This window comes from Oceanisphaera litoralis (assembly GCF_016907015.1).
Classification (GTDB): domain Bacteria; phylum Pseudomonadota; class Gammaproteobacteria; order Enterobacterales; family Aeromonadaceae; genus Oceanimonas; species Oceanimonas litoralis.
Genome location: NZ_JAFBBE010000010.1, coordinates 73,015 through 98,594, shown reverse-complemented (window position 1 = coordinate 98,594; position 25,580 = coordinate 73,015). Strand labels below are relative to the sequence as shown.

At 62.3% G+C, this 25,580-nt stretch carries 23 protein-coding genes; 17 read left to right on the top strand and 6 right to left on the bottom strand.

Going from position 1 to position 25,580, the window contains the following annotated elements; translation table 11 throughout:
* Window positions 1-42: 42 nt before the first annotated feature.
* The 5 genes from HNR62_RS08170 to HNR62_RS08150 all read right to left on the bottom strand — a co-directional run bounded on the left by HNR62_RS08170 (window position 43) and on the right by HNR62_RS08150 (window position 6,713).
* Window positions 43-933: a hydroxymethylglutaryl-CoA lyase gene (locus HNR62_RS08170; protein WP_204795583.1), complete on the bottom strand. Its 891-nt coding sequence runs from the start codon at window positions 931-933 to the stop codon at window positions 43-45.
* Window positions 930-2,951, bottom strand: coding sequence for an acetyl-CoA carboxylase biotin carboxylase subunit (locus HNR62_RS08165; protein ID WP_204795582.1), 2,022 nt, complete (start codon window positions 2,949-2,951; stop codon window positions 930-932). The genes HNR62_RS08170 and HNR62_RS08165 overlap by 4 nt, the downstream gene beginning before the upstream one ends.
* On the bottom strand, window positions 2,944-3,741 hold the full coding sequence (locus HNR62_RS08160) for an enoyl-CoA hydratase-related protein (protein WP_204795581.1): 798 nt from the start codon (window positions 3,739-3,741) through the stop codon (window positions 2,944-2,946). Before HNR62_RS08160 ends, HNR62_RS08165 begins: the two co-directional genes overlap by 8 nt.
* A gap of 8 nt (window positions 3,742-3,749) precedes the next feature.
* Entirely contained in the window at window positions 3,750-5,354 is a 1,605-nt protein-coding gene (locus tag HNR62_RS08155) for a carboxyl transferase domain-containing protein (protein WP_204795580.1), read from the bottom strand.
* Window positions 5,355-5,549: 195 nt separating this feature from the next.
* The gene (locus HNR62_RS08150; protein ID WP_204795579.1) at window positions 5,550-6,713 is read right to left on the bottom strand and encodes an isovaleryl-CoA dehydrogenase; all 1,164 of its coding nucleotides are present in this window, start codon (window positions 6,711-6,713) and stop codon (window positions 5,550-5,552) included.
* 306 nt (window positions 6,714-7,019) lie between these two features.
* On the opposite strand from HNR62_RS08150, the gene HNR62_RS08145 reads away from it, so the two are divergent.
* The 6 genes from HNR62_RS08145 to HNR62_RS08120 all read left to right on the top strand — a co-directional run bounded on the left by HNR62_RS08145 (window position 7,020) and on the right by HNR62_RS08120 (window position 13,920).
* Window positions 7,020-8,201, top strand: a complete 1,182-nt coding sequence (locus HNR62_RS08145) for an acetyl-CoA C-acyltransferase (RefSeq protein WP_204795578.1) — start codon at window positions 7,020-7,022, stop codon at window positions 8,199-8,201.
* A gap of 61 nt (window positions 8,202-8,262) precedes the next feature.
* Window positions 8,263-9,756 (top strand): CoA-acylating methylmalonate-semialdehyde dehydrogenase, encoded by a 1,494-nt coding sequence (locus HNR62_RS08140; RefSeq protein WP_204795577.1) that lies wholly within the window; start codon window positions 8,263-8,265, stop codon window positions 9,754-9,756.
* 184 nt (window positions 9,757-9,940) lie between these two features.
* On the top strand, window positions 9,941-11,095 hold the full coding sequence (locus tag HNR62_RS08135; RefSeq protein WP_204795576.1) for an acyl-CoA dehydrogenase family protein: 1,155 nt from the start codon (window positions 9,941-9,943) through the stop codon (window positions 11,093-11,095).
* A 16-nt stretch (window positions 11,096-11,111) separates the two neighbouring features.
* Window positions 11,112-12,239: an enoyl-CoA hydratase/isomerase family protein gene (locus HNR62_RS08130; RefSeq protein WP_204795575.1), complete on the top strand. Its 1,128-nt coding sequence runs from the start codon at window positions 11,112-11,114 to the stop codon at window positions 12,237-12,239.
* Window positions 12,240-12,253: 14 nt separating this feature from the next.
* A complete protein-coding gene (gene mmsB, locus HNR62_RS08125) occupies window positions 12,254-13,156 on the top strand; it encodes a 3-hydroxyisobutyrate dehydrogenase (protein WP_204795574.1) in 903 nt (300 codons plus the stop codon).
* 2 nt (window positions 13,157-13,158) lie between these two features.
* On the top strand, window positions 13,159-13,920 hold the full coding sequence (locus tag HNR62_RS08120; protein ID WP_204795573.1) for an SDR family oxidoreductase: 762 nt from the start codon (window positions 13,159-13,161) through the stop codon (window positions 13,918-13,920).
* Window positions 13,921-13,995: 75 nt separating this feature from the next.
* Here the strand turns inward: HNR62_RS08120 and HNR62_RS08115 are convergent, their stop codons facing one another.
* Window positions 13,996-15,642, bottom strand: coding sequence for an electron transfer flavoprotein-ubiquinone oxidoreductase (locus tag HNR62_RS08115; protein WP_204795609.1), 1,647 nt, complete (start codon window positions 15,640-15,642; stop codon window positions 13,996-13,998).
* A gap of 132 nt (window positions 15,643-15,774) precedes the next feature.
* Between HNR62_RS08115 and HNR62_RS08110 the strand changes: the two genes are divergently transcribed.
* From HNR62_RS08110 to HNR62_RS08060, 11 genes are all read left to right on the top strand, one after another.
* Window positions 15,775-16,524 (top strand): electron transfer flavoprotein subunit beta/FixA family protein, encoded by a 750-nt coding sequence (locus HNR62_RS08110; protein WP_204795572.1) that lies wholly within the window; start codon window positions 15,775-15,777, stop codon window positions 16,522-16,524.
* Complete coding sequence (locus tag HNR62_RS08105; protein ID WP_204795571.1) at window positions 16,524-17,519, top strand: electron transfer flavoprotein subunit alpha/FixB family protein; 996 nt, start codon at window positions 16,524-16,526, stop codon at window positions 17,517-17,519. Before HNR62_RS08110 ends, HNR62_RS08105 begins: the two co-directional genes overlap by 1 nt.
* A gap of 279 nt (window positions 17,520-17,798) precedes the next feature.
* Complete coding sequence (pyrG, locus tag HNR62_RS08100) at window positions 17,799-19,436, top strand: glutamine hydrolyzing CTP synthase (protein ID WP_204795570.1); 1,638 nt, start codon at window positions 17,799-17,801, stop codon at window positions 19,434-19,436.
* Between the two features lie 117 nt (window positions 19,437-19,553).
* The gene (gene eno, locus HNR62_RS08095) at window positions 19,554-20,855 is read left to right on the top strand and encodes a phosphopyruvate hydratase (protein WP_204795569.1); all 1,302 of its coding nucleotides are present in this window, start codon (window positions 19,554-19,556) and stop codon (window positions 20,853-20,855) included.
* A 286-nt stretch (window positions 20,856-21,141) separates the two neighbouring features.
* Window positions 21,142-21,432, top strand: a complete 291-nt coding sequence (gene ftsB, locus HNR62_RS08090) for a cell division protein FtsB (RefSeq protein ID WP_204795568.1) — start codon at window positions 21,142-21,144, stop codon at window positions 21,430-21,432.
* The gene (gene ispD, locus HNR62_RS08085) at window positions 21,429-22,124 is read left to right on the top strand and encodes a 2-C-methyl-D-erythritol 4-phosphate cytidylyltransferase (protein ID WP_204795567.1); all 696 of its coding nucleotides are present in this window, start codon (window positions 21,429-21,431) and stop codon (window positions 22,122-22,124) included. The genes ftsB and ispD overlap by 4 nt, the downstream gene beginning before the upstream one ends.
* Window positions 22,121-22,597, top strand: a complete 477-nt coding sequence (gene ispF / locus HNR62_RS08080; RefSeq protein WP_204795566.1) for a 2-C-methyl-D-erythritol 2,4-cyclodiphosphate synthase — start codon at window positions 22,121-22,123, stop codon at window positions 22,595-22,597. The genes ispD and ispF overlap by 4 nt, the downstream gene beginning before the upstream one ends.
* Window positions 22,594-23,637 carry a tRNA pseudouridine(13) synthase TruD gene (truD, locus tag HNR62_RS08075; RefSeq protein ID WP_204795565.1) on the top strand — a complete coding sequence of 348 codons (1,044 nt, stop codon included), beginning with the start codon at window positions 22,594-22,596 and terminating at the stop codon, window positions 23,635-23,637. Before ispF ends, truD begins: the two co-directional genes overlap by 4 nt.
* On the top strand, window positions 23,618-24,364 hold the full coding sequence (surE, locus tag HNR62_RS08070; RefSeq protein ID WP_204795564.1) for a 5'/3'-nucleotidase SurE: 747 nt from the start codon (window positions 23,618-23,620) through the stop codon (window positions 24,362-24,364). The genes truD and surE overlap by 20 nt, the downstream gene beginning before the upstream one ends.
* 3 nt (window positions 24,365-24,367) lie before the next feature.
* Window positions 24,368-24,994: a protein-L-isoaspartate(D-aspartate) O-methyltransferase gene (locus HNR62_RS08065; RefSeq protein ID WP_204795563.1), complete on the top strand. Its 627-nt coding sequence runs from the start codon at window positions 24,368-24,370 to the stop codon at window positions 24,992-24,994.
* Window positions 24,991-25,572 carry a VTT domain-containing protein gene (locus HNR62_RS08060; protein WP_204795562.1) on the top strand — a complete coding sequence of 194 codons (582 nt, stop codon included), beginning with the start codon at window positions 24,991-24,993 and terminating at the stop codon, window positions 25,570-25,572. Before HNR62_RS08065 ends, HNR62_RS08060 begins: the two co-directional genes overlap by 4 nt.
* The last annotated feature ends 8 nt before the right edge of the window (window positions 25,573-25,580 follow it).

Below are 25,580 nucleotides of genomic sequence, written 5' to 3'. Positions count from 1 at the left end.
GCTGTATTCCATCGGGTAAGGATGAGGGGCGTACGGATGCTCTCACTTTGGCCAGGCCAGTCCCACCCGGGAGCCGTTGTGCCGCCCCAGCTGTTGGCAGATCCAGCGGCCGGTGTTCACCAGTCGGTCCAGATCGACGCCGGTGTTCATGCCCAGCCCGTTCAGCAGATAAACCACCTCTTCGGTGGCGACATTGCCCGAAGCCCCGGGGGCGTAAGGGCAACCGCCAAGGCCGGCGACTGAACTGTCGATGATGCGTATTCCCTGCTCCAGGGCGGCATAAATATTGGCCAGGGCCTGGCCGTAGGTGTCGTGAAAGTGTACCGCCAGCTGCGGCAGGGGTATCTCCTGACTCACGACGCTCAGCAGGGCACTCACCCGTTTGGGGGTGCCGGTGCCCAGCGTATCTCCCAGAGAGATTTCAGTACAACCCATTTGATACAGGGCGCCGGCGACCTGTGCCGCCGCCTCCGGGGGAATAGCACCTTCATAAGGACAGTCCAGCACGGTAGATACATAGCCGCGCACCGGTATTTCTTGCTCTTTAGCCAGGGACAACAGCGGTGCGAAGCGGGTCAGGCTCTCCGCGATGGAGCAATGGATATTATGCTGGCAGAACGACTCGGAGGCGGCGGTAAACACCGCTACTTCGTCGGCACCGGCGGCCAGGGCCGCTTCAAGCCCCTTGAGGTTGGGGGTCAGGGCGCTGTAGATGACACCAGGTTGGCGCCGAATGCCGGTGAGCACGGCGTGGCCATCGGCCATTTGCGGTACCCACTTGGGCGAGACGAAACTGGCGGCCTCGATATGACGCAGGCCACAGTCGGCCAGCCGTTCGACCAGTGCGATTTTGATGGCGGACGGCACCGAATCCGGCTCGTTCTGCAGCCCGTCCCGCGGGCCGACTTCCACCAGTCTGACCTCGTCGCTCATGGTGTCTCTTGCTCCTGCTCTTGATCCTGCTTTGGCTTCAACTCTGGCTCCAGTCGCAGCAGCTCGGCGCCTTCACTGACCTGGCTGCCTTCCCGGTAATACAGCTCGGCCACCCGACCGGCGGTGGGGGCGACAATGGAGTGCTCCATCTTCATCGCCTCCAGGATCAACAGGGTCTGGCCGACGGCAACCGGGTCGCCGAGCGTCACCTTGATCCGGCTGATCACCCCGGGCATGGGGGCACAGAGGCCGCCGCCATGCGGTGTGGACTGCGGTTCGACATCGGGACTGTGCAGCCGCACGTCGAAACGCTCGCCGCGATAAAACAGCCATAGCTGGTCATTATGCCGGGCCAGATGGCAGAGCAGCGGCACCCCGTCGATCACCGCCTGTAATCGATCCTGCTGCCATTCGGCGGTGAGGCGGTGCGGCCGTTCGTCGAGTGTCATCAGGTAGCCAGCGGCCTCGCTGCTTATGTCGAGCCGGTGAACCTCGCCTTCATACTCGAACGCCAGTTGCCGCAGGGAGGGCTGGTTGAGCCGCCAGCCCCGATGGCCGGCGAAGGGAGAGGGATCCCATGTTTGTTCGGTGAGCAGCACAAAGGCGGCACAGAGCTGCAGCACCCGGGACGACTCCAGACCGGGCGGTGCAAACAGCAGGTCACCATGCTGCTCGATAAAACCGGTATGCAGCTCGGCGGCCTTGAGCGGCACCGACCCGGCCAGGGCCTGCAGCAAGCGCAGATTGGTGCGCACGCCGCCGATGCGATATTGGGCCAGAGAGCCGGCCAGCTGGCGCAGGGCCAGCTCGCGATGTTCGGCCCAGACGATCAGTTTGGCGATCAACGGATCGTAGAAGATCCCGACTTCATCACCCTGGCGCACGCCGGTATCCAGCCGCACCAGGGATCCGCGGCTGGTATCTGTACCGGTGGCGGGCTCGTGCAGATGGTGCAGGGTGCCGGCGGCGGGCAGAAAGTCGTTCTCCGGATCTTCCGCATACACCCGCACCTCCACGGCATGGCCGCGGATCTTCACCTGCTCCTGGGTCAGCGGCAGCGGCTCGCCGGCGGCGACGCGCAACTGCCATTCCACCAGATCCAGGCCGGTGACCAGTTCGGTGACCGGATGCTCCACCTGCAGGCGGGTGTTCATCTCCATGAAGAAGAAACGGCCGTCAGCCAGGTACAGAAACTCCAGGGTGCCGGCCCCCCGGTAGCCGATGGCCAGCGCCGCCCGTACCGCCGCTTCGCCCATGTTGACGCGGGTTTGCGGCGAAAGGTGGGGGGCGGGAGCCTCTTCCAGCACCTTCTGGTGACGGCGCTGTACCGAGCAGTCCCGCTCCGACAGATAGATGCCGTGGCCGAACTGGTCGCAGAACACCTGCACTTCCACATGGCGGGCCTTTGACAGGTAACGCTCCAGCAGCATGGCGTCGTCGCCGAAGGCGGCTTTGGCCTCGCGGCGAGCCGATGCCAGTGCCTCGTCGAATTCATTGATGCCATGCACCACCCGCATGCCCTTGCCGCCGCCCCCGGCCACCGCCTTCAGCAACAGCGGAAAGCCGCATCGCTCCGCTTCTTGTCGCAGATGGCCGGCATTTTGATTGGGTCCGTGATAGCCGGGTACCACAGGTACACCGGCGGCACTCATCAGCGCCTTGGCGGCAGACTTGGATCCCATGGCTTCTATGGCGCTGGCGGGCGGGCCGATAAAGACCAGTCCCTGTTCGGCACAGGCATGAGCGAAGCCGGCGTTTTCGGATAAAAAACCGTAGCCCGGATGAATGGCCTCGGCGCCACAGCGTCGGGCGATTTCCAGCAAGATGTCTTGCCGGAGGTAGCTTTCGGCGGCCGGGGCCGGGCCCAGCCGCCAGGCCTCGTCGGCCTGCGCCACATGCATGGCGCCGGCATCGGCGTCGGAATAGACCGCCACCGTTGCTATGCCGAGCCGGCGGGCGGTACGGATGATGCGGCAGGCAATTTCGCCCCGGTTGGCGATCAGTATCCTGTTAAACATCCTTGTCCTCCCAGGCCGGTGGGCGCTTGTTGAGGAAGGCATCGAGACCCTCCCGTGCCTCGGCACCGATGCGCAGCCGTGCGAGGCGGCGGGCGCTGCTGTCTATCAGCGTCTCGTCGATGGCTTGCCCGGCGAAGTCTCGCACCAGTTGCTTGGCGGCGGTGAGCGCATGGGGGCCATTGCGTATTATCGCCTGAATAAAGGGCCTTGCCGCCTCATCCAGACGTTGCTCTGGGGTGGCCAGCAGATGTACCAGCCCCAGTCGTTCGGCAGCGGCGGCATAGATGATCTCGGCGGTAAGCATGTAGCGGCGGGCCTGGCGTGGCCCCAGGGCGCGCAGCACATAGGGGCTGATGGTGGCGGGGATCAGGCCCAGCCGCACTTCGCTTAAACAAAAACGGCTGTCGGCCGCCGCCACCACCAAGTCGCAGCAGGCAACCAGCCCCAGGGCGCCACCATAGGCCACGCCCTGTACCAATGCCAGGGTCGGGTGGGGGAAGGTATCCAGTTGCCGCAACAACTGCGCCAGTTGCCGGGCATCGGTCAGGTTCCGCGTCTTGTCGAGGGTGGCGGCCCTTTGCATCCAGCCCAGATCGGCCCCGGCGCTGAAGTGTTTGCCGGTGCCGCGCAGCACCAGCAGGCGCAGGCCGGGCTGGTGGGCGGCCTGTTCCAGTCGCTTGCCCATGGCGGCCATCAGTACCTCGTCGAAGGCGTTATGGCGTTCGGGCCGGTTCAGTATCAGCTCCCAGACGCCGAAGCTGTGCTCTGCAAGCTGCACGGGTTCGCTCATGATGCCTCCTAGATGCGAAAGACCCCGAAGCGGGGTTCGTCCATGGGCCGGTTCATAGCCAGCGCCAGGCTCATGGCCAGCACGGTGCGGCTGTCGACCGGGTCGATGACGCCGTCGTCCCACAGGCGGGCGCTGGCATACCAGGCGTGCCCTTCCTGTTCGTAGCGCGCGATAATGGGCGCCCTGAAGGCGGCTTCGTCGGCGTCGCTCCAGGATTCACCGGCCTTTTCTTTGGCATCGCGCCGCACCCGAGCCAGCACATCGGCGGCCTGTTCGCCGCCCATCACCGAGATGCGGCTGTTGGGCCAGGTCCACAGAAAGTCCGGATCATAGGCCCGGCCGCACATGCCGTAGTTGCCGGCGCCGAAGCTGCCGCCGATGATCAGGGTGATTTTGGGCACATTGGCGCAGGCCACCGCCATCACCAGCTTGGCGCCGTGTTTGGCGATGCCCTCGGCCTCGTATTTTTTGCCCACCATGAAGCCGGTGATGTTCTGTAGAAACAGCAATGGTACCCGGCGCTGACAGCACAGTTCGATGAAGTGGGTGCCTTTCTGGGCCGATTCGCTGAACAGGATGCCGTTGTTGGCGACAATGCCCACCGGATAGCCATGCAGGCGGGCAAAGCCGGTGACCAGGCTGGTGCCGTAGTCGCGCTTGAATTCGTCGAAGGCCGAGTCGTCCACCAGCCGGGCGATGACGTCGCGCACCTCGAAGGTCTTGCGCAGCTCGGTGCCGACGATGCCATAGAGTGCTTCGGCGGGGTAACGGGGCGGCAGCGGAGCATGAGGCGGATCGGGTAAAGGTGGGCGATTGAGATTGGCGACCAGTCGACGCGCCAGCCAGAGCGCATGGGCGTCGTCTTCGGCGGCGTGATCCGCCACGCCCGAGATTTGAGTATGCACCTCGGCACCGCCCAGCTCTTCGGCGCTGACCACCTCGCCGGTGGCGGCGCGCACCAGGGGCGGCCCACCCAGGAAGATGGTGCCCTGATGGCGCACTATGATGGACTCGTCGGCCATGGCCGGCACATAGGCACCGCCGGCGGTACAGAGGCCCATCACCACCGCCAGCTGGGGAATGTTGGCGGCGGACATCCGCGCCTGATTGAAGAAAATACGCCCGAAGTGCTCCCGGTCCGGGAATACCTCGGCCTGGCTGGGCAGGTGGGCGCCGCCGGAGTCGACCAGATAGATGCAGGGCAGGCGGCAGCGTTCGGCAATTTCCTGGGCGCGCAGGTGTTTCTTGACCGTCAGCGGGTAATAGGTGCCGCCTTTTACCGTGGCGTCGTTGGCCACTATCATGCACTCGACCCCGCTAACCCGGCCTATGCCGGTAATCAGCCCCGCCGCCGGCACTGCGTCGTCGTAAACCTCATGGGCCGCCAGCTGGGACAGTTCCAGAAAGGGGGCGCCCGGATCCAGCAACTGGCGCACCCGCTCCCGGGGCAGTAGCTTGCCTCTTTCCGTGTGTCGTTGTCGGCTGGCTTCGCCGCCGCCCTGTTCGATAATGGCCACCCGCTCCCGCAATGCCGTCACCTCGGCCGTCATGGCCTCATTATTGGCCTTGAACCGGTCCGATTCGGGGATGATGTTATTGGGCAGAATCGTCATGACCGGCTCCAGAGTTGCTTGTGGGTAGCTTTGAGCCGCGACCAAAGGGCCAGCTCCACCAACACGCCATGAATACGTCCGTGTAGGCTCTCCGTTTCATCCCTGAAACGGAAGGTCGATGGAGCAGATCCCTTTGTTCGCTCTTCAGGCTCGAGGCTGCCTGATGTGGTCGGAAACGAGTGGTCATTGAGCCTCTCACCGATTCTGCACCAGTTCCCGGCCGATCAGCATGCGACGGATCTCCGAGGTGCCGGCGCCGATTTCGTACAGCTTGGCATCCCGCAGCAGGCGCCCGGCGGGAAACTCGTTGATATAACCATTGCCGCCGAGCAGCTGTATGGCGTCCAGTGCCATCTGGGTGGCGCTTTCGGAAGCCAGCAAAATCACGCCGGCGGCATCCTTGCGGGACAACTGGCCACGGTCCGCCGCCATCGCCGTCATATAGGTATAGCAACGGGCGGCGTTCATCCGGGTGTACATGTCGGCCAGTTTGCCCTGCACCAGTTGAAAATCGCCGATGGCCTGGCCGAACTGCTTGCGCTCCCGTACATAGGGCAGCACCAGATCCATGGCCGCCTGCATGATGCCGAGCGGGCCGCCGGCCAGTACCAGCCGTTCGTAATCCAGTCCGCTCATCAGCACTTCAACGCCGCCGTTCGGTGGACCCAGCAGATTGGCCCCGGGCACGCGACAGTCCTGAAATACCAGCTCGCAGGTGCTGGAACCGCGCATGCCGAGCTTGTCGAGCTTTTGGGCGTGGCTGAAACCGGGGGTGTCGCGTTCCACGATAAAGGCGCTGATGCCGCGGGCCCCGGCCTGCGGCTCGGTTTTGGCGTACACCACCAGTACCTGGGCTTCGGGACCGTTGGTGATCCACATCTTGGTGCCGTTCAACACGAAGTCATCACCATCGGCACGGGCCTGCAGGCTCATCGACACCACGTCGGATCCCGCATTGGGCTCCGACATGGCCAAAGCGCCTATGTGCTCGCCGCTCAGCAGGGGCGGCAGGTAACGCTGCTTCTGCGTTTCGCTGCCGTGGCGATGGATCTGGTTGACGCACAGATTGGAGTGGGCGCCATAAGACAAGCCTACCGCCGCCGAGGCCCGGCTGATTTCTTCCATTGCCAGCACATGGGCCAGGTAGCCCATGTTCACCCCGCCGTAGGCCTCGGCCACCGTGATGCCGAACAGCCCCATGTCACCCAGTCTGGGCCAGAGTTCGGCGGGAAAACGATTGTCTCTGTCGATGGCCTCGGCCAGGGGGGCGATTTCGTGCCCGGCGAAGGCCGCCACCTGCTCGCGCAGCAGGGTCAGGGTGTCGTCCAGGTCGATATTCAGGGGCGGGTAGGGGGTCATGGCGTCCTCCTTTATCTGGGGGCTGAGCTCGGGTGAGGTGATGGAGACTGTGGGCTCGTTTGCTGCCGATCTTGCCGCATTAACTATAGTGCAATGAGGAGTGCAATGAGATGGGCGAGGCTTGGCTAAGCTTGAATAAGTATTCGGAGGTGGATGGCGCTGGAAGGAACGACACGCCGACACGCTGTAAATACGTCCTTGTACGCTCGGACATGCCATCCATGGCATGTCACGGTCGGCTTAGTCGTTTCCTTCCAGCGCCTTCTATCCCTTCATTAGGCGGTGGCTAGAGCAGGTGGAGCCAGTATGACAAACAACGAGATAGTGATAGTGGGTGCGGCCCGCACGCCGATGGGGGCGCTGCAGGGGGAGCTGGGCACGGTACCGGCGCCGCAGTTGGGAGCCACGGCCATTGCCGCCGCCCTGCAAAGATCCGGGGTGGCAGCGGAGCTGGTGGATGAAGTGGTGATGGGCTGCGTGCTGGCGGCGGGTCTGGGCCAGGCGCCGGCCCGGCAGGCGGCGCTGGCGGCGGGGCTGCCGATGAGTACCGGCTGCACTACGGTCAACAAGATGTGTGGCTCGGGCATGAAGGCGCTGATGCTGGCCTATGATCAACTGACAGCCGGCAGTACCGAATTGATGGTCGCCGGGGGGATGGAAAGCATGAGTCTGGCGCCCTACCTTGTACCTAAGGCCAGAGCGGGCTTGCGCATGGGCCATGCCCAACTGCTCGATCACATGTTTTTCGACGGACTCGAAGACGCCTATGAAGGCGGTCTGATGGGCAGCTTCGCCCAGCAGACGGCGGATAAGTACGGCGTCAGCCGGGAGGCGATGGACGACTTTGCTCTCGAATCGCTGAGTCGGGCGCGAAGGGCCATGGCCGAGGGAGCCTTTACCGAAGAAATCGCCGCCGTGCTGGTTGAGCATCGGCATGACACTGTGGCGGTGGCGACCGACGAGCAACCGGGCAAGGCCAGGCCGGAAAAAATCCGCCGGCTCAGGCCCGCTTTCGCCACAGAGGGCACAGTTACCGCCGCCAATTCCAGCTCCATCTCCGACGGTGCCGCCGCCCTGGTGGTGACCACCGCCGAACGGGCCCGAGCGCTGGGGCTCACCCCCCTGGCCCGGGTACTGGCTCATGCCACCCACGCCCGGTTGCCTGCCGAGTTTACTCTGGCACCCATCGGTGCCATTCGAAAAGTACTGGAACAGGTGGACTGGCAGGCGGACCAGGTGGACCTGTTCGAGATAAACGAAGCTTTCGCCGTGGTGGCCCTGCTGGCAATGAAGGATCTGAAACTGGATGCGGCCAGGGTCAATGTGAACGGTGGCGCCTGTGCCCTGGGTCACCCCATAGGGGCCAGCGGCGCCCGCATTGTGGTGACCTTGCTGCACGCCTTGCGTCGGCGCGGCTTGAAGAGAGGGGTGGCAGCGCTGTGCATCGGCGGCGGCGAAGCCACGGCGGTGGCGCTGGAGCTGATTTAATCCGGTGCAGGCCGAACCTCTTGATTGAACCTGCTGATTGAAACTGGAGGGAGTAACAGCCATGGCGTATCAGATCCCGTTGCTGATTGGTGGCAACATGGTGCCCAGCCGCACCGAACAGTGGCTGGAGGTGAACAACCCGGCCACCCAGAAGGTGATTGCCCGCCTGCCCTGTGCCACGGCGGCGGAAGTGGATGCGGCGGTGGCGGCGGCCAGTGCCGCCTTTGTCGACTGGAAAGAAACGCCGGTGCCGGAGCGGGCCCGGCTGATGCTGCGTTATCAGGCGTTGCTGAAAGAGCATCACGACGACATCGCCCGCCTGCTCAGTCGGGATACCGGCAAGACCCTGGAGGATGCCAAAGGCGATGTGTGGCGCGGCATAGAAGTGGTGGAGCAGGCGGCGAATATCGCCTCGCTCGGCATGGGGGAAACTCAGGAAAACGTGGCCCGCGGGGTCGACTGTTACAGTTTTACCCAGCCGCTGGGTGTCTGCGTAGGCATCACGCCGTTCAATTTTCCGGCCATGATACCGCTGTGGATGTTTCCGCTGGCCATTGCCTGCGGTAATACCTTGGTGCTCAAGCCCTCGGAGCAGGATCCGCTGGTGCCAATGCGGCTGGCGGAGCTGTTTATGGAGGCGGGTGCGCCCGACGGCTTGCTGCAGGTGGTGCACGGGGGCAAGGAAGTGGTTGATCAGTTGCTGATACACCCGCAGGTACGGGCCATTTCCTTCGTCGGCTCGGTGGCGGTGGCCCGGCATATTTATCGTACCGGCACCGACCATCTGAAGCGGGTGCAGGCCTTTGCCGGTGCCAAGAACCACATGGTGGTGCTGCCCGATGCCAACCGGCAACAGGCAATAAATAATCTGGTGGGCGCCTCGGTCGGCGCCGCCGGGCAGCGCTGCATGGCGATTTCGGTGGCGGTGCTGGTGGGCGAGGCCGGGGAGCTGCTCCCCGAGCTGAAGGCGGCGATGGAAAAAGTGCGGCCCGGTATCTGGAACGACCCGCAAGCAGCTTATGGCCCCTTGATCAGCAAGGCGGCCAAAACACGGGTGCTGCAGCTGATAGCCAAGGGAAAAAGCGAGGGCGCCGACTGTTTGCTCGACGGCAGCCAGGTGCAGGTGAGCGATTACCCGGACGGCAACTGGCTGGGGCCCACCCTGTTCGGCGGCGTGACCCGCGACATGACGATTTACAAGGAAGAGATTTTCGGCCCCGTGCTACTGGTGATGACGGTAGCCAGCCTGGATGAGGCCATCGAGCTGGTGAACGCCAATCCCTACGGCAACGGCACCTCGATATTCACCGCCTCGGGGGCGGCCGCGCGCAAATATCAGCACGAGATCCAGGTCGGTCAGGTGGGCATCAATGTGCCCATACCGGTACCGCTGCCGTTTTTTTCCTTCACCGGCTGGCGCCATTCCTTCTACGGCGATCTGCACGCCTATGGCAAGCAGGCGGTGCGTTTCTATACCGAAACCAAGACCATCACCGCCCGCTGGTTTGATGACGAGGCGGTGGCCGGCCCCAACATGTCGATTCACCTGAAATGATAGCCGTAAGCTTTAAGTGGTCAGCCATAAGCAGCCCGAATGAAGCCGTTGAATCGGTTTTGCTCCCTCCCCTTGACCTCTGTTTCAACAGAATAGTGCCAATGTGCAACGTAAGGGGAGGGCTGGGGAGGGGTTACGGTTGGCTGCTTTCGCTTGTAGCTTACCGCTTGCTTAGGGAGTGTTCATGGACTTTGAACTGAGTGACGAGCAGCGCGCCTTCGTCGAGCTGGCCGATGACTTTGCCCGTAACGAGCTGGAGCCCTACGCCGCCGACTGGGATCGGGATCATTATTTTCCGGTCGAGGTGCTGAAAAAGGCCGGCGAGCTCGGCTTCTGCGGCCTGTACACCCCGGAGTCGGCCGGTGGCCTGGGCCTGAGCCGGCTCGACGCCAGCCTGATCTTCGAGCGGCTGTCCATGGGCTGCACCTCCACCACCGCCTTCATCACCATCCACAACATGGTCACCTGGATGGTGGCCAGTTTCGGAACCCGGGACAGTTGGGCCCGCTGGGGCGAAGGCCTGGTCGGCGGCCGGTTATTGGGCTCCTACTGTCTGACCGAGGCCAATGCCGGCTCCGACGCGGCCGCCCTGAAAACCAGTGCCCTTAGGGTTGGTGATCATTACGAGCTGAATGGCAGCAAGATGTTTATCTCCGGTGCCGGCAGTACCCAGGTACTGGTGGTGATGGCCCGCACCGGCGGTGAGGGGGCCGGCGGTATCTCCGCCTTCGCGCTGGATGCCGACAGTCCGGGCATCAGCTACGGTCGCCCCGAAGACAAGATGGGCTGGAACAGCCAGCCAACCCGCACCGTCACCTTCGAGGGGGTCAAGGTGCCGGCCGGGCAATTGCTGGGCCGGGAAGGCGAGGGCTTCAAGATAGCGATGAAGGGGCTGGATGGCGGACGCATCAATATCGCCAGCTGCTCACTGGGCACGGCCCAGCAGGCGCTGAACAAGGCACGGCAGTACCTGCAGGAGCGCAGCCAGTTCGGCCGCAAGCTGGCGGAGTTTCAGGCGTTGCAGTTTACCCTGGCCGACATGGCCACCGAGCTGGTGGCGGCCCGCCAGCTGGTGCGGCTGGCCGCCTGCAGGCTGGATGCGGGACACCCGGATGCCACCACCTATTGCGCCATGGCCAAGCGGTTTGCCACCGACGTGGGGTTTCGGGTGTGCGATCGGGCGCTGCAGTTGTATGGCGGCTACGGTTATATACGGGAGTATCCGCTGGAGCGTTACCTGCGCGATACCCGGGTGCATCGTATTCTGGAAGGCACCAACGAGATCATGAAGTTGCTGATCGCCCGGCGGGTGCTGGCGGAAGGAAGCGGGGAGCTGTAACGGCTAAGGAGAATGCATGAGCGGCCTGAGCATCGAGGAATATCCAACCGGCGACGGAAAGCGTATCGGTCACATCAGGCTGAATGCCGAGCGCAGCCTCAATGCCCTGACGCTGGAGATGATCGAACAGATGCTGCCGACGCTGACAGCCTGGCAGCAGGATCCGCAGCTGGTGGCGGTGCTGCTCGATGGTGCCGGCGACAAGGCCTTCTGTGCCGGCGGCGATGTGGTGACGCTGTATCACGCCATTTGCGAAACCGGGCCAGTCGATGAACGGGGGCTGGCGCCGGTGTCCGAATTGGCGGCACGCTTCTTCGAGCGGGAATACCGGCTCGATTACCTGCTGCATACCTTCAATAAGCCGGTGCTGTGCTGGGGAGGCGGCATCGTCATGGGCGGCGGCATGGGCCTGTTCAGTGCCTGCTCGCACCGTATCGTCACCGAAACCAGCCGGCTGGCGATGCCAGAAGTCACCATAGCCCTGTATCCGGATGTGGGCGGTAGCTGGTTTCTCAATCATTTACCGCCGGGGCTGGGGGAATTTATCGCCCTGACCGGTTGCGCCATCAATGGCAAGGACGCCCATTGGCTGGGATTGGGTAACAGGACCCTCGCCGCCGACAAGCGAGCCGAACTGCTGCCGGCCCTGCAGGCGGTGACAAACTGGCACCGACCCGAGGCGGCGGTGAGTGCGGTGCTGCGGCAACTGGAGGCAGACTCGGGGGATGTCTTTGCCGGCTTGTCGTCGCCCTTGCGGCAACACCAGCCACAGATCCGCCTTCTGCTGGATAAAGACAGCCTGGCGAACAAGGTGGCGGCGATACTCGGTGCCGAGTATGAAGACTCCTGGTTCCAACAGGCCCGGCAGGGTCTGGCGGCGGGCAGCCCGCTGGCTATCAGGGTGATTGCAGAGCAATTACGCCGCAGTCGGCACTGTTCGCTGGCCGAGGTGTTTCGGGCCGAGCTGGCGCTGTCGGTGCAACTGTGCCGGTTTCGGGAGTTTGCCGAAGGCGTGCGGGCCAGGCTGATCGACAAGGACAACCGACCCGACTGGACCTTCACAAGCCTGAAGGCCGTGGACGAAGGGGTGCTGGCAGCCCTGTTCGAATCGCCCTGGCCGGTCAATCCGCTGACGAGTCTGTAACGGAGGTGAGCATAATGGCGACGATTGCATTTATCGGCCTGGGTAACATGGGCAGCCCCATGGTGGTGAACTTGCTCAAGGCCGGGCACAGGGTGCAGGTCTATGACTTGCAGCCCGAAGCGGTCCGACGGGCCGCCGGGCAGGGAGCCACACCGGCCGCGTCTGCCGCCGAGGCGGTGCAGCAGGCGGAGCTGGTGATCACCATGCTGCAAAGCGGTACCCAGGTGGACTCGCTCTATGTGAGCGGCCCGGATCCCCTGTTCGATCATCTGGCAGCGGGCACCCTGGTGATCGACTGCTCGACCATAGACGCGGCCACCGCCAGGGCCACGGCCGCCCAGGCCATGACCCATGGGCTGGAGTTTATCGATGCGCCCGTATCCGGCGGGGTAGCCGGCGCCGAGGCCGGCACCCTCACCTTTATCGTGGGTGGCAGCGAAACACAGTTTGCCGAAGCAAAGCCTGTATTGCAGCAGATGGGCAAGCAGGTGCTGCATGCGGGTGAGCACGGGGCGGGCCAGGTAGCCAAGGCCTGCAACAACATGCTGCTGGCGGTGCAGATGGCGGGCACCTGTGAGGCGCTCAACATGGGTATCAACAACGGCCTGGACCCCAAGGTACTGTCGGAGATCATCAAACAGAGCTCGGGTAACAACTGGGTGCTGCAGCTGTATAACCCGGTACCGGGGGTGATGGACAAGGTGCCCGCCTCCCGTGGTTATCGGGGGGGCTTTCAGGTCAAGCTGATGTGCAAGGATCTGAATCTCGCCATGGAGCTGAGCCGGGACAGCGGCTCGCCGGTCCCCATGGGGTCGGCGGCCAGGGCGCTGTTCAACCTGCATCAGGTGGCGGGCTGCGATGAACTGGATTTTTCCAGCCTGCTGACGTTGTTCCAGTCGAGCGAGAGAGGTGAATAGTCATGGATATCAAAGGCAAGGTGGTGGCGATGACGGGGGCGGGCCGGGGGTTGGGTCAGGCAATGGCTCATCATCTGGCCCGGCAGGGCGCGACGCTGGCGCTGATCGACAACAACGAGAAGGACTTGGCCAACAGCGGAGAAATGGTAGCGGCCACCGGTGCCCGGGTGGGGGTCTATCTGTGTGATATTACCGATGAAACCCAGGTGACGGACACCTTCGGTCATCTGGCGCGGGAGCTGGGTGGGCTGGATGTGCTGGTCAACAACGCGGGCCTGATGCGCGATGCCCTGCTGGTCAAGCTGGAAGACGGCAAGCTCGTCAACAAAATGAGCCTGCAGCAGTGGCAGCAGGTGGTGGATGTCAATCTCACCGGCACCTTTCTCTGCGGCCGGGAGGCGGCGGCGGTGATGGCCGAGCGGGGAGAGGGCGGCCTTATCGTCAACATCTCCTCTGTGGCCCGGGCGGGGAATCGGGGGCAGAGCAATTATGCGGCCACCAAGGCCGGGGTGGCCGCGCTGGTGGTGTGCTGGGCCGGCGAACTCAGCCGCTACGGCATTCGGGTGGCGGGTATCGCCCCCGGGGTGATCGCCACTCCCATGACCGCCCAGATGAAGCCGGAGGCGATGGCGCGCATTACCCGCCGTATTCCCCTGGGCCGCCTGGCCGAAACAGGCGAGCTGGTACAGAGCCTGCAGTACATTATCGACAACGATTATTTTCATGGCCGCATGCTGGAAATGGACGGCGGCCTGCGGCTGTAAAAACGATAACAAGCGCTGCCTTGTATCAAGCCCCCACAAACTGCTGCAAACATCATCTTGAAAGGTCAACAGGCCCTACATATTGGGATAGTTGGGGCCGCTGCCGCCTTCCGGCGGGGTCCAGCGGATATTCTGCGCCGGATCCTTGATGTCGCAGGCCTTGCAGTGCACACAGTTGGCGGCGTTGATCTGAAACCTGGGCTCACCGTCCGTGGTGACGATTTCGTAGACACCGGCCGGGCAATAACGCTGGGCCGGCTCCGCGAAGCGTGGCAGGTTATCACGCAGCGGCAGCGCGGGATCGGCCAGCACCAGGTGACAGGGCTGATCCTCGTCGTGGCCGGTATTGGCCAGATAGACCGACGACAAGCGGTCGAACGACAAGTGGCCGTCGGGCCTGGGGTAGTCTATTTTTCGGCACCGGGCGGCGGGGGCCAGGGTGGCGTGATCGGGAGTGCGGTCGTGCAGGGTAAAGGGCAGCTTGCCCCCCAGCCAGTTGTGGTTCAGATAATTGAAGGCGCCGCCCAGCCAGGGGCCGAATTTATGCAGGGCGGGAACGAAGTTCCGGCTTTGCTTCAGTTCCTGGTGGAGCCAACTGTCTTTGAAGGCGGTGTCGAAATCGATGAGGGTGCGAGCGTCTGAATCACCGGCGGCCAGGGTTCGCACCAGGGTGTCGGCGGCCAGCATGCCCGACTTCATGGCGGCATGAATGCCCTTGATCCTGGCGCCATCCAGGGTGCCGGCATCGCAGCCCAGCAGCAGGGCACCGGGCATGGTCAGGCGTGGCAGCGAGTTCAGGCCCCCCTTGGTAATGGCGCGGGCACCGAAGGCCAGGCGTTTGCCGCCCTCCAGGTGTCGAGCCAGCAGCGGATGCTGCTTGAGCCGCTGACATTCCTCGAACGGGCTGAGCCAGGGGTTGGTATAGTCGAGATCCACGATCAGGCCCACCGCCACCTGATTGTCATCCCCGTGATACATGAAAAACCCACCCCGAGCCTCTTTCAATGGCCAGCCACTGCCGTGTATCACCAGGCCGGGCCGGTGACGCTCCGGCGCCAGCTGCCACAGCTCCTTGATACCGAGTCCATAGTGCTGGGGATCCCGGCCTTGGTCGAGCTCGAAGCGGCTGATCAGCTCCTTGCCGATATGGCCGCGACTGCCTTCGGCAAAGAGGGTATAGCGGGCGCGCAACTCCATGCCCGGCACATGGTTGGACTTGGGGCTGCCATCGGCCGCCAGTCCCAGGTCGCCGGTGAGAATGCCGCATACCGCTCCCTGATCGTCGTAAAGCGGAGACCGGGCGGCAAAGCCGGGAAATATCGCCACCCCCAGCTGCTCGGCCTGAATCGCCAGCCAGCGGCACAGGTTGCCGAGGCTGATGATGTAATTGCCCCGGTTGTGCATGGGGGCGGGCACCAGGGCGGAGGGCAGCTCGATGCCGCCGGTTTCGCTGGTCAGCATATAGACGCGGTCATCGCCGACGGCGGTGTGAACCGGGGCGCCCCGGGCTTGCCAGTCCGGGAACAGCTCGGCCAGGGCACGAATGTCGAGCAGGGCGCCGGACAGAATATGCGCCCCCACTTCGGCGCCTTTTTCCACCACGCAAACACTGATCGTCAGGCTGGCGGCGTCGGCCTCTTGCATCAGCCGGCAGGCCGCGGCCAGTCCGGCGGGGCCGGCACCCACTATCACCACATCAAACTCCATCGACTCCCGTTGCATCATCCGATCCTGCTGTTGTAGGGGCATGGCTAAATTATTGTATTGGTTGCGGTATTTAACAAAGGTGAAAACGGCAGGATCCGGGAGCATGGCGTAGTATTAAGGCACATCCGATAGCGTCCGGAGGCAAGGATGAAGGTGCTGGTAACGGTCAAGCGGGTTATCGATTACCACGTCAGGGTCAGGGTACTGGCCGATGAAAGCGACGTGGATCTGAACAATGTGAAGATGGCAGCCAATCCCTTCTGCGAGATAGCGCTGGAAGAGGCGGTACGAATGAAGGAAGCGGGCTGGGTATCGGAAATAGTGGCGGTGTCCATCGGCCCCCAGGCGGCGCAGGAGCAACTGCGTACGGCGCTGGCACTGGGGGCGGACAGGGCGCTGCTGGTGATCGCGGATGGTGTGGTCGAGCCGCTGACGGTGGCCAGGCTGCTGGCCAAACTGGTGGAGCGGGAGCAGCCCGGCCTGGTGCTGCTCGGCAAGCAGTCCATCGACACCGACAACAATCAGGTCGGTCAGATGCTGGCCGCACTCACCGGCTGGCCTCAGGGCACCTTCGCCTCCGGCATAGAACGGGATGGCGACGAGCTGCGGGTTACCCGGGAAGTGGACGGCGGCCTGCAGACCCTGGCCCTGACGCTGCCGGCGGTGGTGACCACGGATCTGCGGCTGAACACGCCGCGCTATGCCTCCCTGCCCAGTATAATGAAGGCCAAGCAGAAGCCGCTGGAAACCCTCACCGCCGATGAATTGGGCGTTGAGCCCCGAGCCCACACGCGCCTGGTGAAGGTCGTTCCGCCCCCGGTGCGCAAGGCAGGCATCCGGGTGAAGGATGTGGCCGAGCTGGTGGCGAAACTGAAAAACGACGCAAAGGTGATCTGATGGCGACTCTGGTGATAGCGGAACACGATAACGACGGGCTCAAGCCCGCCTGCTTCCACGCCCTGACCGCCGCCGCCCTGTTGGGTGGCGAGATCGATCTGCTGGTGATGGGACATGATTGCCGGGCGGTGGCCGAGGCCGCTCGCGGGCTTGGCGTCGGCAAGGTATTGCTGGCGGATGATGCGAGCTATGAGCATCAGCGGGCCGAGCCCTGTGCCGCCCTGGTGGTGTCGCTGGCCGGTGAGTACAGTCATCTGCTGGCGGCGGCCACTACCCAGGGCAAGAATCTGCTGCCCCGGGTGGCCGCGTTGCTGGACGTGGGCATGGTATCGGATGTGGTGGCTATCGAGGCGGCGGATACCTTTCGACGGCCCATTTACGCGGGTAATGCCATTGCCATGGTGCAGTCGCTGGACGCCATCAAGGTGCTGACTGTGCGCGCCACCGCCTTCGAGGCCATGGTGCCCGGTAATAACCGGGCGGAGCTGGAAGAGCTGGCACCGGTGCCCGGGCCCGGCGGCAGCCGCTTTGTGAGCGAGGCGCTGGCGGCCAGCGAGCGGCCCGAGCTGACGGCGGCACGGGTGGTGATCTCCGGCGGTCGGGGAATGGGGTCGAAAGAGCATTTTTCGCTGCTGGAACAAGTGGCCGACAAGCTGAGCGGGGCCGTGGGTGCCACCCGGGCGGCGGTGGATGCGGGCTTTGCCGCCAATGACATGCAGGTAGGGCAAACCGGCAAGATAGTGGCGCCCGAGCTCTATATCGCCGTGGGCCTGTCTGGTGCCATACAGCATCTGGCGGGGATGAAAGACTCGAAGGTCATAGTGGCCATCAACAAGGATGGCGAGGCCCCTATCTTCGAGGTGGCCGACTATGGCCTGGTGGCGGATCTGTTCGAGGTGCTGCCAGAGCTGAATGAGGCGTTGGATAAGGAATTGAATAAGGAATTGAATAAGGAATTGAATAAGGAATTGAATAAGGAGCGGGATAAGGAGTAGGAGAAACTGCCGTGCGTGGTACAACGAATATCCGGATTAAAGCGGCCCTCTGTTGTAACAAAACAGCTAAAGCCGCTATAGTGGTGCCCAGTCTGCCGCCGGCAGCCGGTTCGAATGGACGCTCCCATGAGAACAAAAGGGGAAAAATGGCAAAAAATAATCACCCTACCGCCGGTACCCGGACATTGTTTCATTGTCGTTATCGGCCATCTTGCGTATACTTTTACCCCGTCTTGAATTCCACATTTCATTCGTTCCCTAGCTTTCTTCAGGTTCTGCATGACGACTAAATATATTTTTGTTACTGGTGGGGTTGTTTCCTCCCTGGGTAAAGGCATTGCTGCCGGTTCCCTGGCGGCCATCCTCGAGGCTCGTGGTCTTAATGTGACCATTATGAAGCTGGATCCTTACATCAACGTGGATCCGGGAACCATGAGCCCGACCCAGCACGGTGAAGTCTTCGTGACGGATGACGGTGCTGAAACCGACCTGGATCTTGGCCATTACGAGCGTTTCATTCGCACCAAGATGACTCGCCGCAACAACTTCACCTCCGGCCGTGTTTATGCGGACGTGCTGCGCAAGGAACGACGTGGCGACTACCTGGGGGCAACCATTCAGGTGATCCCGCATATCACCAATGCCATCAAGGACAGGGTGATTGCCGGTGCCGAAGGGCACCAGGTAGCCATTGTGGAAGTCGGCGGCACCGTGGGTGATATCGAATCCCTGCCCTTCCTCGAGGCGTTGCGTCAGCTGGCGGTAGTGGTTGGCCGGGAAAACACCCTGTTCATGCACCTGACCCTGGTGCCTTATCTGGCGGCGGCCGGCGAGGTGAAAACCAAGCCGACCCAGCACTCGGTCAAAGAGCTGCTGTCTATCGGCATTCAGCCCGATATTCTGATTTGCCGCAGTGACAGAGTCATTCCGCCGCACGAACGCGCCAAGATAGCCTTGTTCTGTAACGTGTCCGAAAAGGCCGTTATCTCCCTGAAAGACGTGGACTCCATCTACAAGATCCCGGCGCTGTTGCGCTCTCAGGGCCTGGATGAGCTGGTGGTCAAGCGTTTCGGTCTGGATTGCCCGCCCTCGGATTTGTCCGAATGGGAACAGGTGATCTACGAAGAAGCCAACCCCATGGGTGAAGTGACCATCGGTATGGTCGGCAAATATATAGAGCTGCCCGATGCCTACAAGTCGGTGAACGAGGCGCTCAAGCACGGCGGCCTGAAAAACCGATTGACCGTCAACATCAAATATATCGATTCCCAGGATCTGGAAAGCAAGGGCCTGGGTCTGCTTGAAGGTCTGGATGCCATTCTGGTGCCCGGCGGCTTCGGTGAGCGCGGTGTCGAAGGCAAGATCATGGCGGCCCGTTATGCGCGTGAGAACCGCGTGCCTTACCTGGGCATCTGCCTGGGCATGCAGGTGGCATTGATCGAATACGCCCGCAACGTGGCCGGCCTGGAAGGTGCCCACTCGTCCGAGTTCGACAAGCAAAGCCCCTATCCGGTGGTGGGTCTGATCACCGAATGGATCGATGAAGAAGGCAATGTCGAAGTACGTGATGAGATGTCCGATCTGGGCGGCACCATGCGTCTGGGCGCACAGTTGTGTCATCTGGAGCCGGGTTCCAAGGTGCACGCCCTCTACGGTTCCGACACCATCTATGAGCGTCATCGCCACCGTTATGAAGTGAACAATCGCCTGCTGCCGAAGATTGAAGCAGCCGGCCTGAAAGTGACCGGTCGTTCCGCCGACAAGAAGCTGGTCGAGATCATCGAAAATCCGGATCATCCCTGGTTTGTGGCGGCGCAGTTCCATCCGGAATTCACCTCCACCCCGCGTGATGGTCACGGCCTCTTTGCCGGTTTCGTGAAGGCGGCGGGTCAATACCAGCAGGGAGAGCTGGAATAAAGGACTGGCTTAAACTGACATTACGGCTGAGCCTCTGGCTCAGCCGCATTTTTTAGTGCTTTATCTCGTTTTTACCTTTCCACTATTTTTACCTTTAAACCAAGAGGAAGTTAGAGAATGGCTAAGATCGTTAAAGTAATCGGTCGTGAAATCATCGACTCTCGTGGCAACCCTACCGTAGAAGCCGATGTGTTCCTGGAAGGCGGCTTCATGGGCCGTGCCGCGGCGCCGTCCGGTGCCTCTACCGGTTCTCGCGAGGCCCTGGAACTGCGTGACGGCGACAAGTCCCGCTTCTTGGGCAAAGGCGTACAAATTGCCGTCGCCAATATCAACGACCAGATTGCTGCCGCTCTGATAGGCAAGGATGCAAGCCAACAGGCCGAGATTGACCAGATCATGATCGACCTGGACGGTACCGACAACAAAGCCACCCTGGGGGCCAACGCCATCCTGGCCGTGTCCCTGGCCACCGCCAAGGCCGCAGCCGCCGCCAGGGGCCTGCCGCTGTACGCCTGGATTGCCGAACTGAACGGTACCCCGGGTCAGTACTCGATGCCGCTGCCGATGATGAACATCATCAACGGTGGTGAGCACGCCGACAACAATGTCGACATTCAGGAATTCATGATTCAGCCGGTCGGCGCCAGCAACATCAGGGAAGCCCTGCGTATAGGCGCCGAGGTGTTCCACAACCTGGCCAAGGTACTGAAGGCCAAGGGCCTGAGCACCGCCGTGGGTGACGAAGGTGGTTTTGCACCGGATCTGGAGTCCAACGCCGCCGCCCTGGCTGCCATCAAGGAAGCGGTCGAGCAGGCCGGTTACGTGCTGGGTAAAGACGTCACCCTGGCCATGGACTGTGCGGCCTCCGAGTTCTTCGACAAGGAAGCGGGTAACTACAACCTGAAAGGCGAAGGCAAGATCTTCACTTCTCAGGAGTTCACCCATTACCTGGAAGAGCTGACCAAGCAGTATCCGATCGTTTCCATCGAAGATGGTCTGGACGAATCTGACTGGGATGGTTTCGCCTATCAAACCAAGGTGCTGGGCGACAAGATCCAGCTGGTAGGTGACGATCTGTTCGTGACCAACACCAGGATCCTGAAAGAAGGCATCGACAAGGGCATCGCCAACAGCATACTGATCAAGTTCAACCAGATTGGCTCCCTGACCGAAACCCTGAACGCCATCAAGATGGCCAAGGACGCCGGTTACACCGCAGTGATCTCGCACCGCTCCGGTGAAACCGAAGATGCCACCATCGCCGATCTGGCGGTAGGCACCTGCGCCGGGCAGATCAAGACCGGCTCCATGAGCCGTTCCGATCGGGTTGCCAAGTACAACCAGCTGATCCGCATCGAAGAAGAGCTGGGCGCCAAGGCCCCTTACCACGGCTTGTCCGAGGTAAAAGGCCAGGCTTAATGCCTGCCTTTTGTGGCTGATATGGTGGTCTGTTTCGGACAGATAATGCCGATACACAAGGGGCGGGCAAAGGGAACGGCACAGCCGACCGTTAAATGCCATGGATGGCATTTGCCGAGCGCTACATGGATGTATTTACAGCGTGTCGGCGGTGCAGTCCCTTTGTCCGACCTTACACCGCAATAACAGAACACTTATGCCGCAAGACTGAACCCCCGCCTCGTGCGGGGTTTCTTTTGTTCGGCTCCCGAATATGGGAAACTAGCGCGCTACTTCTGGAGGATTGATGCGCACCCTGACGCTGATACTGCTCGCCCTGTTAGGCAGCCTGCAATACCACCTGTGGTGGGGCAAGAACGGCCTGGCCGAATATCACGAAGCCCAGGCCAATGTGGCTCGCCAGATGATCGATAACGAACAGCTGCTTGCTCGCAACGCCCTGCTGTACCGGGAGATCGAGGATCTCAACAAGGGGCTGGCGGCGGTGGAAGAACTGGCCCGCAACGATCTGGGCATGATCAAGCCCGGAGAAACCTTTTATCGCCTGTTGCTGGCGGAAGAGCCATCATCACCATGATACCTGATCAGTCTTTTACCGCCGTGGTGCCCGCAGCCGGGATCGGCAGCCGTATGGCAGCCGACATCCCCAAACAATATCTGCCGCTGGGCGGTCGTACCCTGCTCGAGCAGAGCCTGGAACCTTTGCTCAATCATCCGGCCATCGGTCGTATTATCGTGGCCACCGCCGAGCTGGATCCCTGGTTTGAACGGCTGGCCATTGCCCGCCACCCGCAGGTATTACGGGTGAATGGCGGGCGCGAGCGGGCCGATTCGGTGCTCAATGCGCTGGCGCATGTCGAGACCGACTGGGTGCTGGTACACGATGCGGCCCGGCCCTGCCTGCACAGAGCCGATCTCGATGCCGTACTGGCGGCGGGGCGGCAGCCTCAGGGCGCCCTGCTGGCCTGTCGGGTGCGCGACACCATGAAACGGGGCGATGGCCGGGGCTCCATCAATAACAGCGTGTCTCGGGATGAACTCTGGCACGCCCTGACGCCCCAATGCTTTGCCACCGCCCCCCTGCAACAGGCGCTGAGTGCGTCCCTGGCGGCCGGCGCCGTCATCACCGACGAGGCCTCGGCCATGGAGTGGGCCGGTTTTCATCCCCGACTGGTGGAAGGGCGCGCCGACAATATCAAGATAACCCGCCCGGAAGACCTTGGCCTGGCGGGCTTTTTTCTGCAGCAGATGAATGAGAGCAAGATATGATGCGAATCGGGCACGGTTTCGACGTGCACAAGTTTGGTGGACAGGGGCCCTGTATCCTGGCCGGTGTGGCGGTGCCTTATAGCCAGGGGCTGCTGGCCCATTCCGATGGTGACGTGGTGCTGCACGCCCTGAGCGATGCCCTGCTCGGCGCCATCGGTGCCGGCGATATCGGCCGCCACTTCCCGGATACCGATGCGGCCTATGCCGGCATCGACAGCCGAATACTGCTGCGCGACGTGTTCGAGCAAGTCAGACAGGCCGGCTTTACACTGGGCAATGCGGATATTACCGTACTGGCCCAGGCGCCCAGACTGGCGCCTTTCATCAATGATATGGTGGCCAATATCGCCGCCGATCTGCACACGGAATCCACCCTCATCAACGTCAAGGCCACCACCACCGAGCAACTCGGTTTTGTCGGCCGCAAGGAAGGCATAGCGGCGGAAGCCGTGGTGCTGCTGGTAAAAGCATGAACAACAATTGGCATTATCTGCACGGACAACCCGACTACCGCGGGCGCCTGAAGGCGGCACCGGAAGACTTTATCGTACGCGAAGACTTAGGGTTTGGCCCCGGCGGCGAGGGTGAGCATATACTGCTGCATATTCGCAAGCGCGGCCAGAATACCCAGTGGGTGGCGCGTGAGCTGGCGCGGCTGGCGGGCGTGACCCAGCGGGAGGTGACCTGGGCCGGACTCAAGGACCGGCATGCGGTGACCGAACAGTGGTTCGGGGTGCATTTGCCGGGCAAGGAAATGCCGGACTTTTCTAGCCTCGAAAACGACGACGTACAAATTCTGGCCATCGCCCGCCACCACAAGAAGCTGAAAACCGGTGCCCTCAAGGGTAACTGGTTCGAGCTCAGGGTCACCGAGCTGGAAGGGCAGGGCGATCTGGAGTCCCGTCTGGTGGCCATCGCCGAGCGCGGTGTACCCAATTATTACGGCGACCAGCGTTTTGGCCGGGAGTTCGGTAACCTGGATCAGGCCAGGGCCATGTTCAACGGTCGTCGGGTCAAGGATCGCAACAAGCGCTCCCTGTATCTGTCTTCTGCCCGCAGCTATCTGTTCAATCTGGCGGCCAGCCATCGATTGGCCGCCGGCCTGGGTGAGCAGTTACTGGACGGCGACTGTGTGATGCTGTCGGGTACCCAGTCTTTCTTTACCCTGGGCGAAGACAATCCGCTGGACGACGCCATGCAGGCCCGCTTTGCCGAAGGTGATGTGCGTCTGAGCGCCCCGCTGTGGGGGAGGGGCCGGCTGGCCAGCCGTGGCCGGCCCGGCGAGCTGGAACAGGCGGCGATCGCCGAACAGCAAGACCTGTGCGAAGGGCTGGAAGCCAATGGCCTGAAACAGGAACGGCGGCCCTTGCTGCTGCTCCCCAGGCAGATGAGCTGGCACCGGGAGGGCGACAGCCTCACGCTGTCGTTCTGGTTACCGGCAGGCAGCTACGCCACCAGCCTGGTGCGGGAATTAGTCAAGGATAATGGAAACGATGAAGATACTGGTGAGTAATGATGATGGTGTGAATGCCTTAGGCATTCGTACCCTGAGTCGGGCGCTGGCGGAATTTGCCGAAGTGGTGACGGTGGCGCCTGACCGTAACCGCAGCGGGGCCAGTCATTCCCTGACGCTGGAAGTGCCCTTGCGGGCCGACAAGCTGGATGACAGCGGTTTCTATTCGGTCAAGGGCACCCCGACCGACTGTGTGCACTGGGCGGTGAACAGCCTGCTCGATCCGGACCCGGACATGGTGGTGGCCGGCATCAACCACGGTGCCAACCTGGGCGACGACGTGATTTACTCCGGCACGGTCGCGGCGGCCACCGAAGGGCGTCACCTGGGCTTGCCCTCGGTGGCGGTGTCGCTGTGTGGGGATCGGCATTTCGAGACGGCGGCCCATTATGCCAGCCTGCTGGTTCAGGGATTGTTGCGGGCGCCGCTGGCGCCCAATCAAATTCTGAATGTGAATGTGCCCGACCTGCCGCTGGATAACATTCAGGGTATCAAGGTGACTCGCCTGGGCAATCGCCATCGCAGCGATGCCGTGCTCAAGGAATACGACCCCCGCGGCCGGCCCATTTACTGGATAGGGCCACCGGGCGCCATTCAGGACGCAGGTGAAGGTACCGATTTCGATGCGGTGGAGCGGGGCTATGTGTCCATCACCCCCTTGACCATCGACATGACGGCGTATGCGCAAATGGCGGCGTTGGCCAGCTGGATTCAGGAAGTGGAGTAGCGGGTGCTCACGTTATCGGGACAGCAGCTCTATGGTTTGCTGCAACAGCAGGGCATCAGGGACGAGCGGGTGTTGCAGGCCATTGCCGGTCTGCCAAGAACCCAGTTTGTCGATGAGGCCATGGCTCACAAGGCCTGGGAAAACAGCGCCCTGCCCATCGGTTTTGGCCAGACCATCTCCCAGCCCTATATTGTCGCGCGGATGACGGAAGTCTTGCTGGCCCGGCAGCCGAAGCGGGTGCTGGAGGTGGGCACGGGATCGGGCTTTCAGACCGCGGTACTGGCGCAGCTGGTGGAGCAGGTCTTTACCGTTGAGCGGATAAAGTCGTTGCAATATCAGGCCCGGCGCCGGTTGCAGCGGCTGGATTTGCACAATGTGTCGACCAAGCACGGCGATGGCTGGCTGGGCTGGGCCAGCAAGGCGCCCTTCGACGCCATTATGGTGACGGCGGCCGCGCAGGAAACGCCCCAGGCCCTGTTGTCACAACTGGCGGATGGCGGACGCATGGTGATACCGGTGGGGCAGAGTCGGCAGTCGCTGTGGCTCTATCAACGTCATGGCGATCAATTTTCGCGTACCGAGCTGGAATCGGTGCGTTTTGTACCTTTGGTGAAGGGTGATCTCGAGTGAAGATTTTTTCTCGGTTGTACCGGCAGGTCATGATGTGGGCCGTGCACCGGCATGCGCCGGTTTATTTGTCTTTGAACAGCTTTGTCGAGTCCATCTTCTGGCCGGTGCCGGTGGATGTGATGCTGGCGCCCATGGCATTGTCCAAGCCGGAACGGGCCTGGTATTATGCCGCCCTCGCCACCTTCTTCTCGGTGCTGGGGGCCGCCTTCGGTTACCTGCTGGGTTATGCCCTGTGGGAGCCGGTGGTACAGCCCTTTATCGCCACCATGGGTTACGAAGGCAAGATGGACATCGCCCGGCAGTGGTTTGATGAATGGGGCATCTGGGTCATTTTCATCGCCAGCTTTACCCCGATTCCCTACAAGGTGTTTACGGTCACGGCCGGCCTGCTGCAGATGGCGTTTCTCCCCTTTCTGCTGATTTCCCTGATCGGGCGGGGCCTGCGCTTTTTCCTGGTGTCGGGCCTGATGGTCTGGGGCGGAGTCAGAATGGAGGCCAGGCTGATCCGATATATCGATATCCTCGGCTGGCTTTGTCTGGCGGCGGCGGTGGCGGCCTACCTGTTGCTGAAGCACTGAGGCACTGA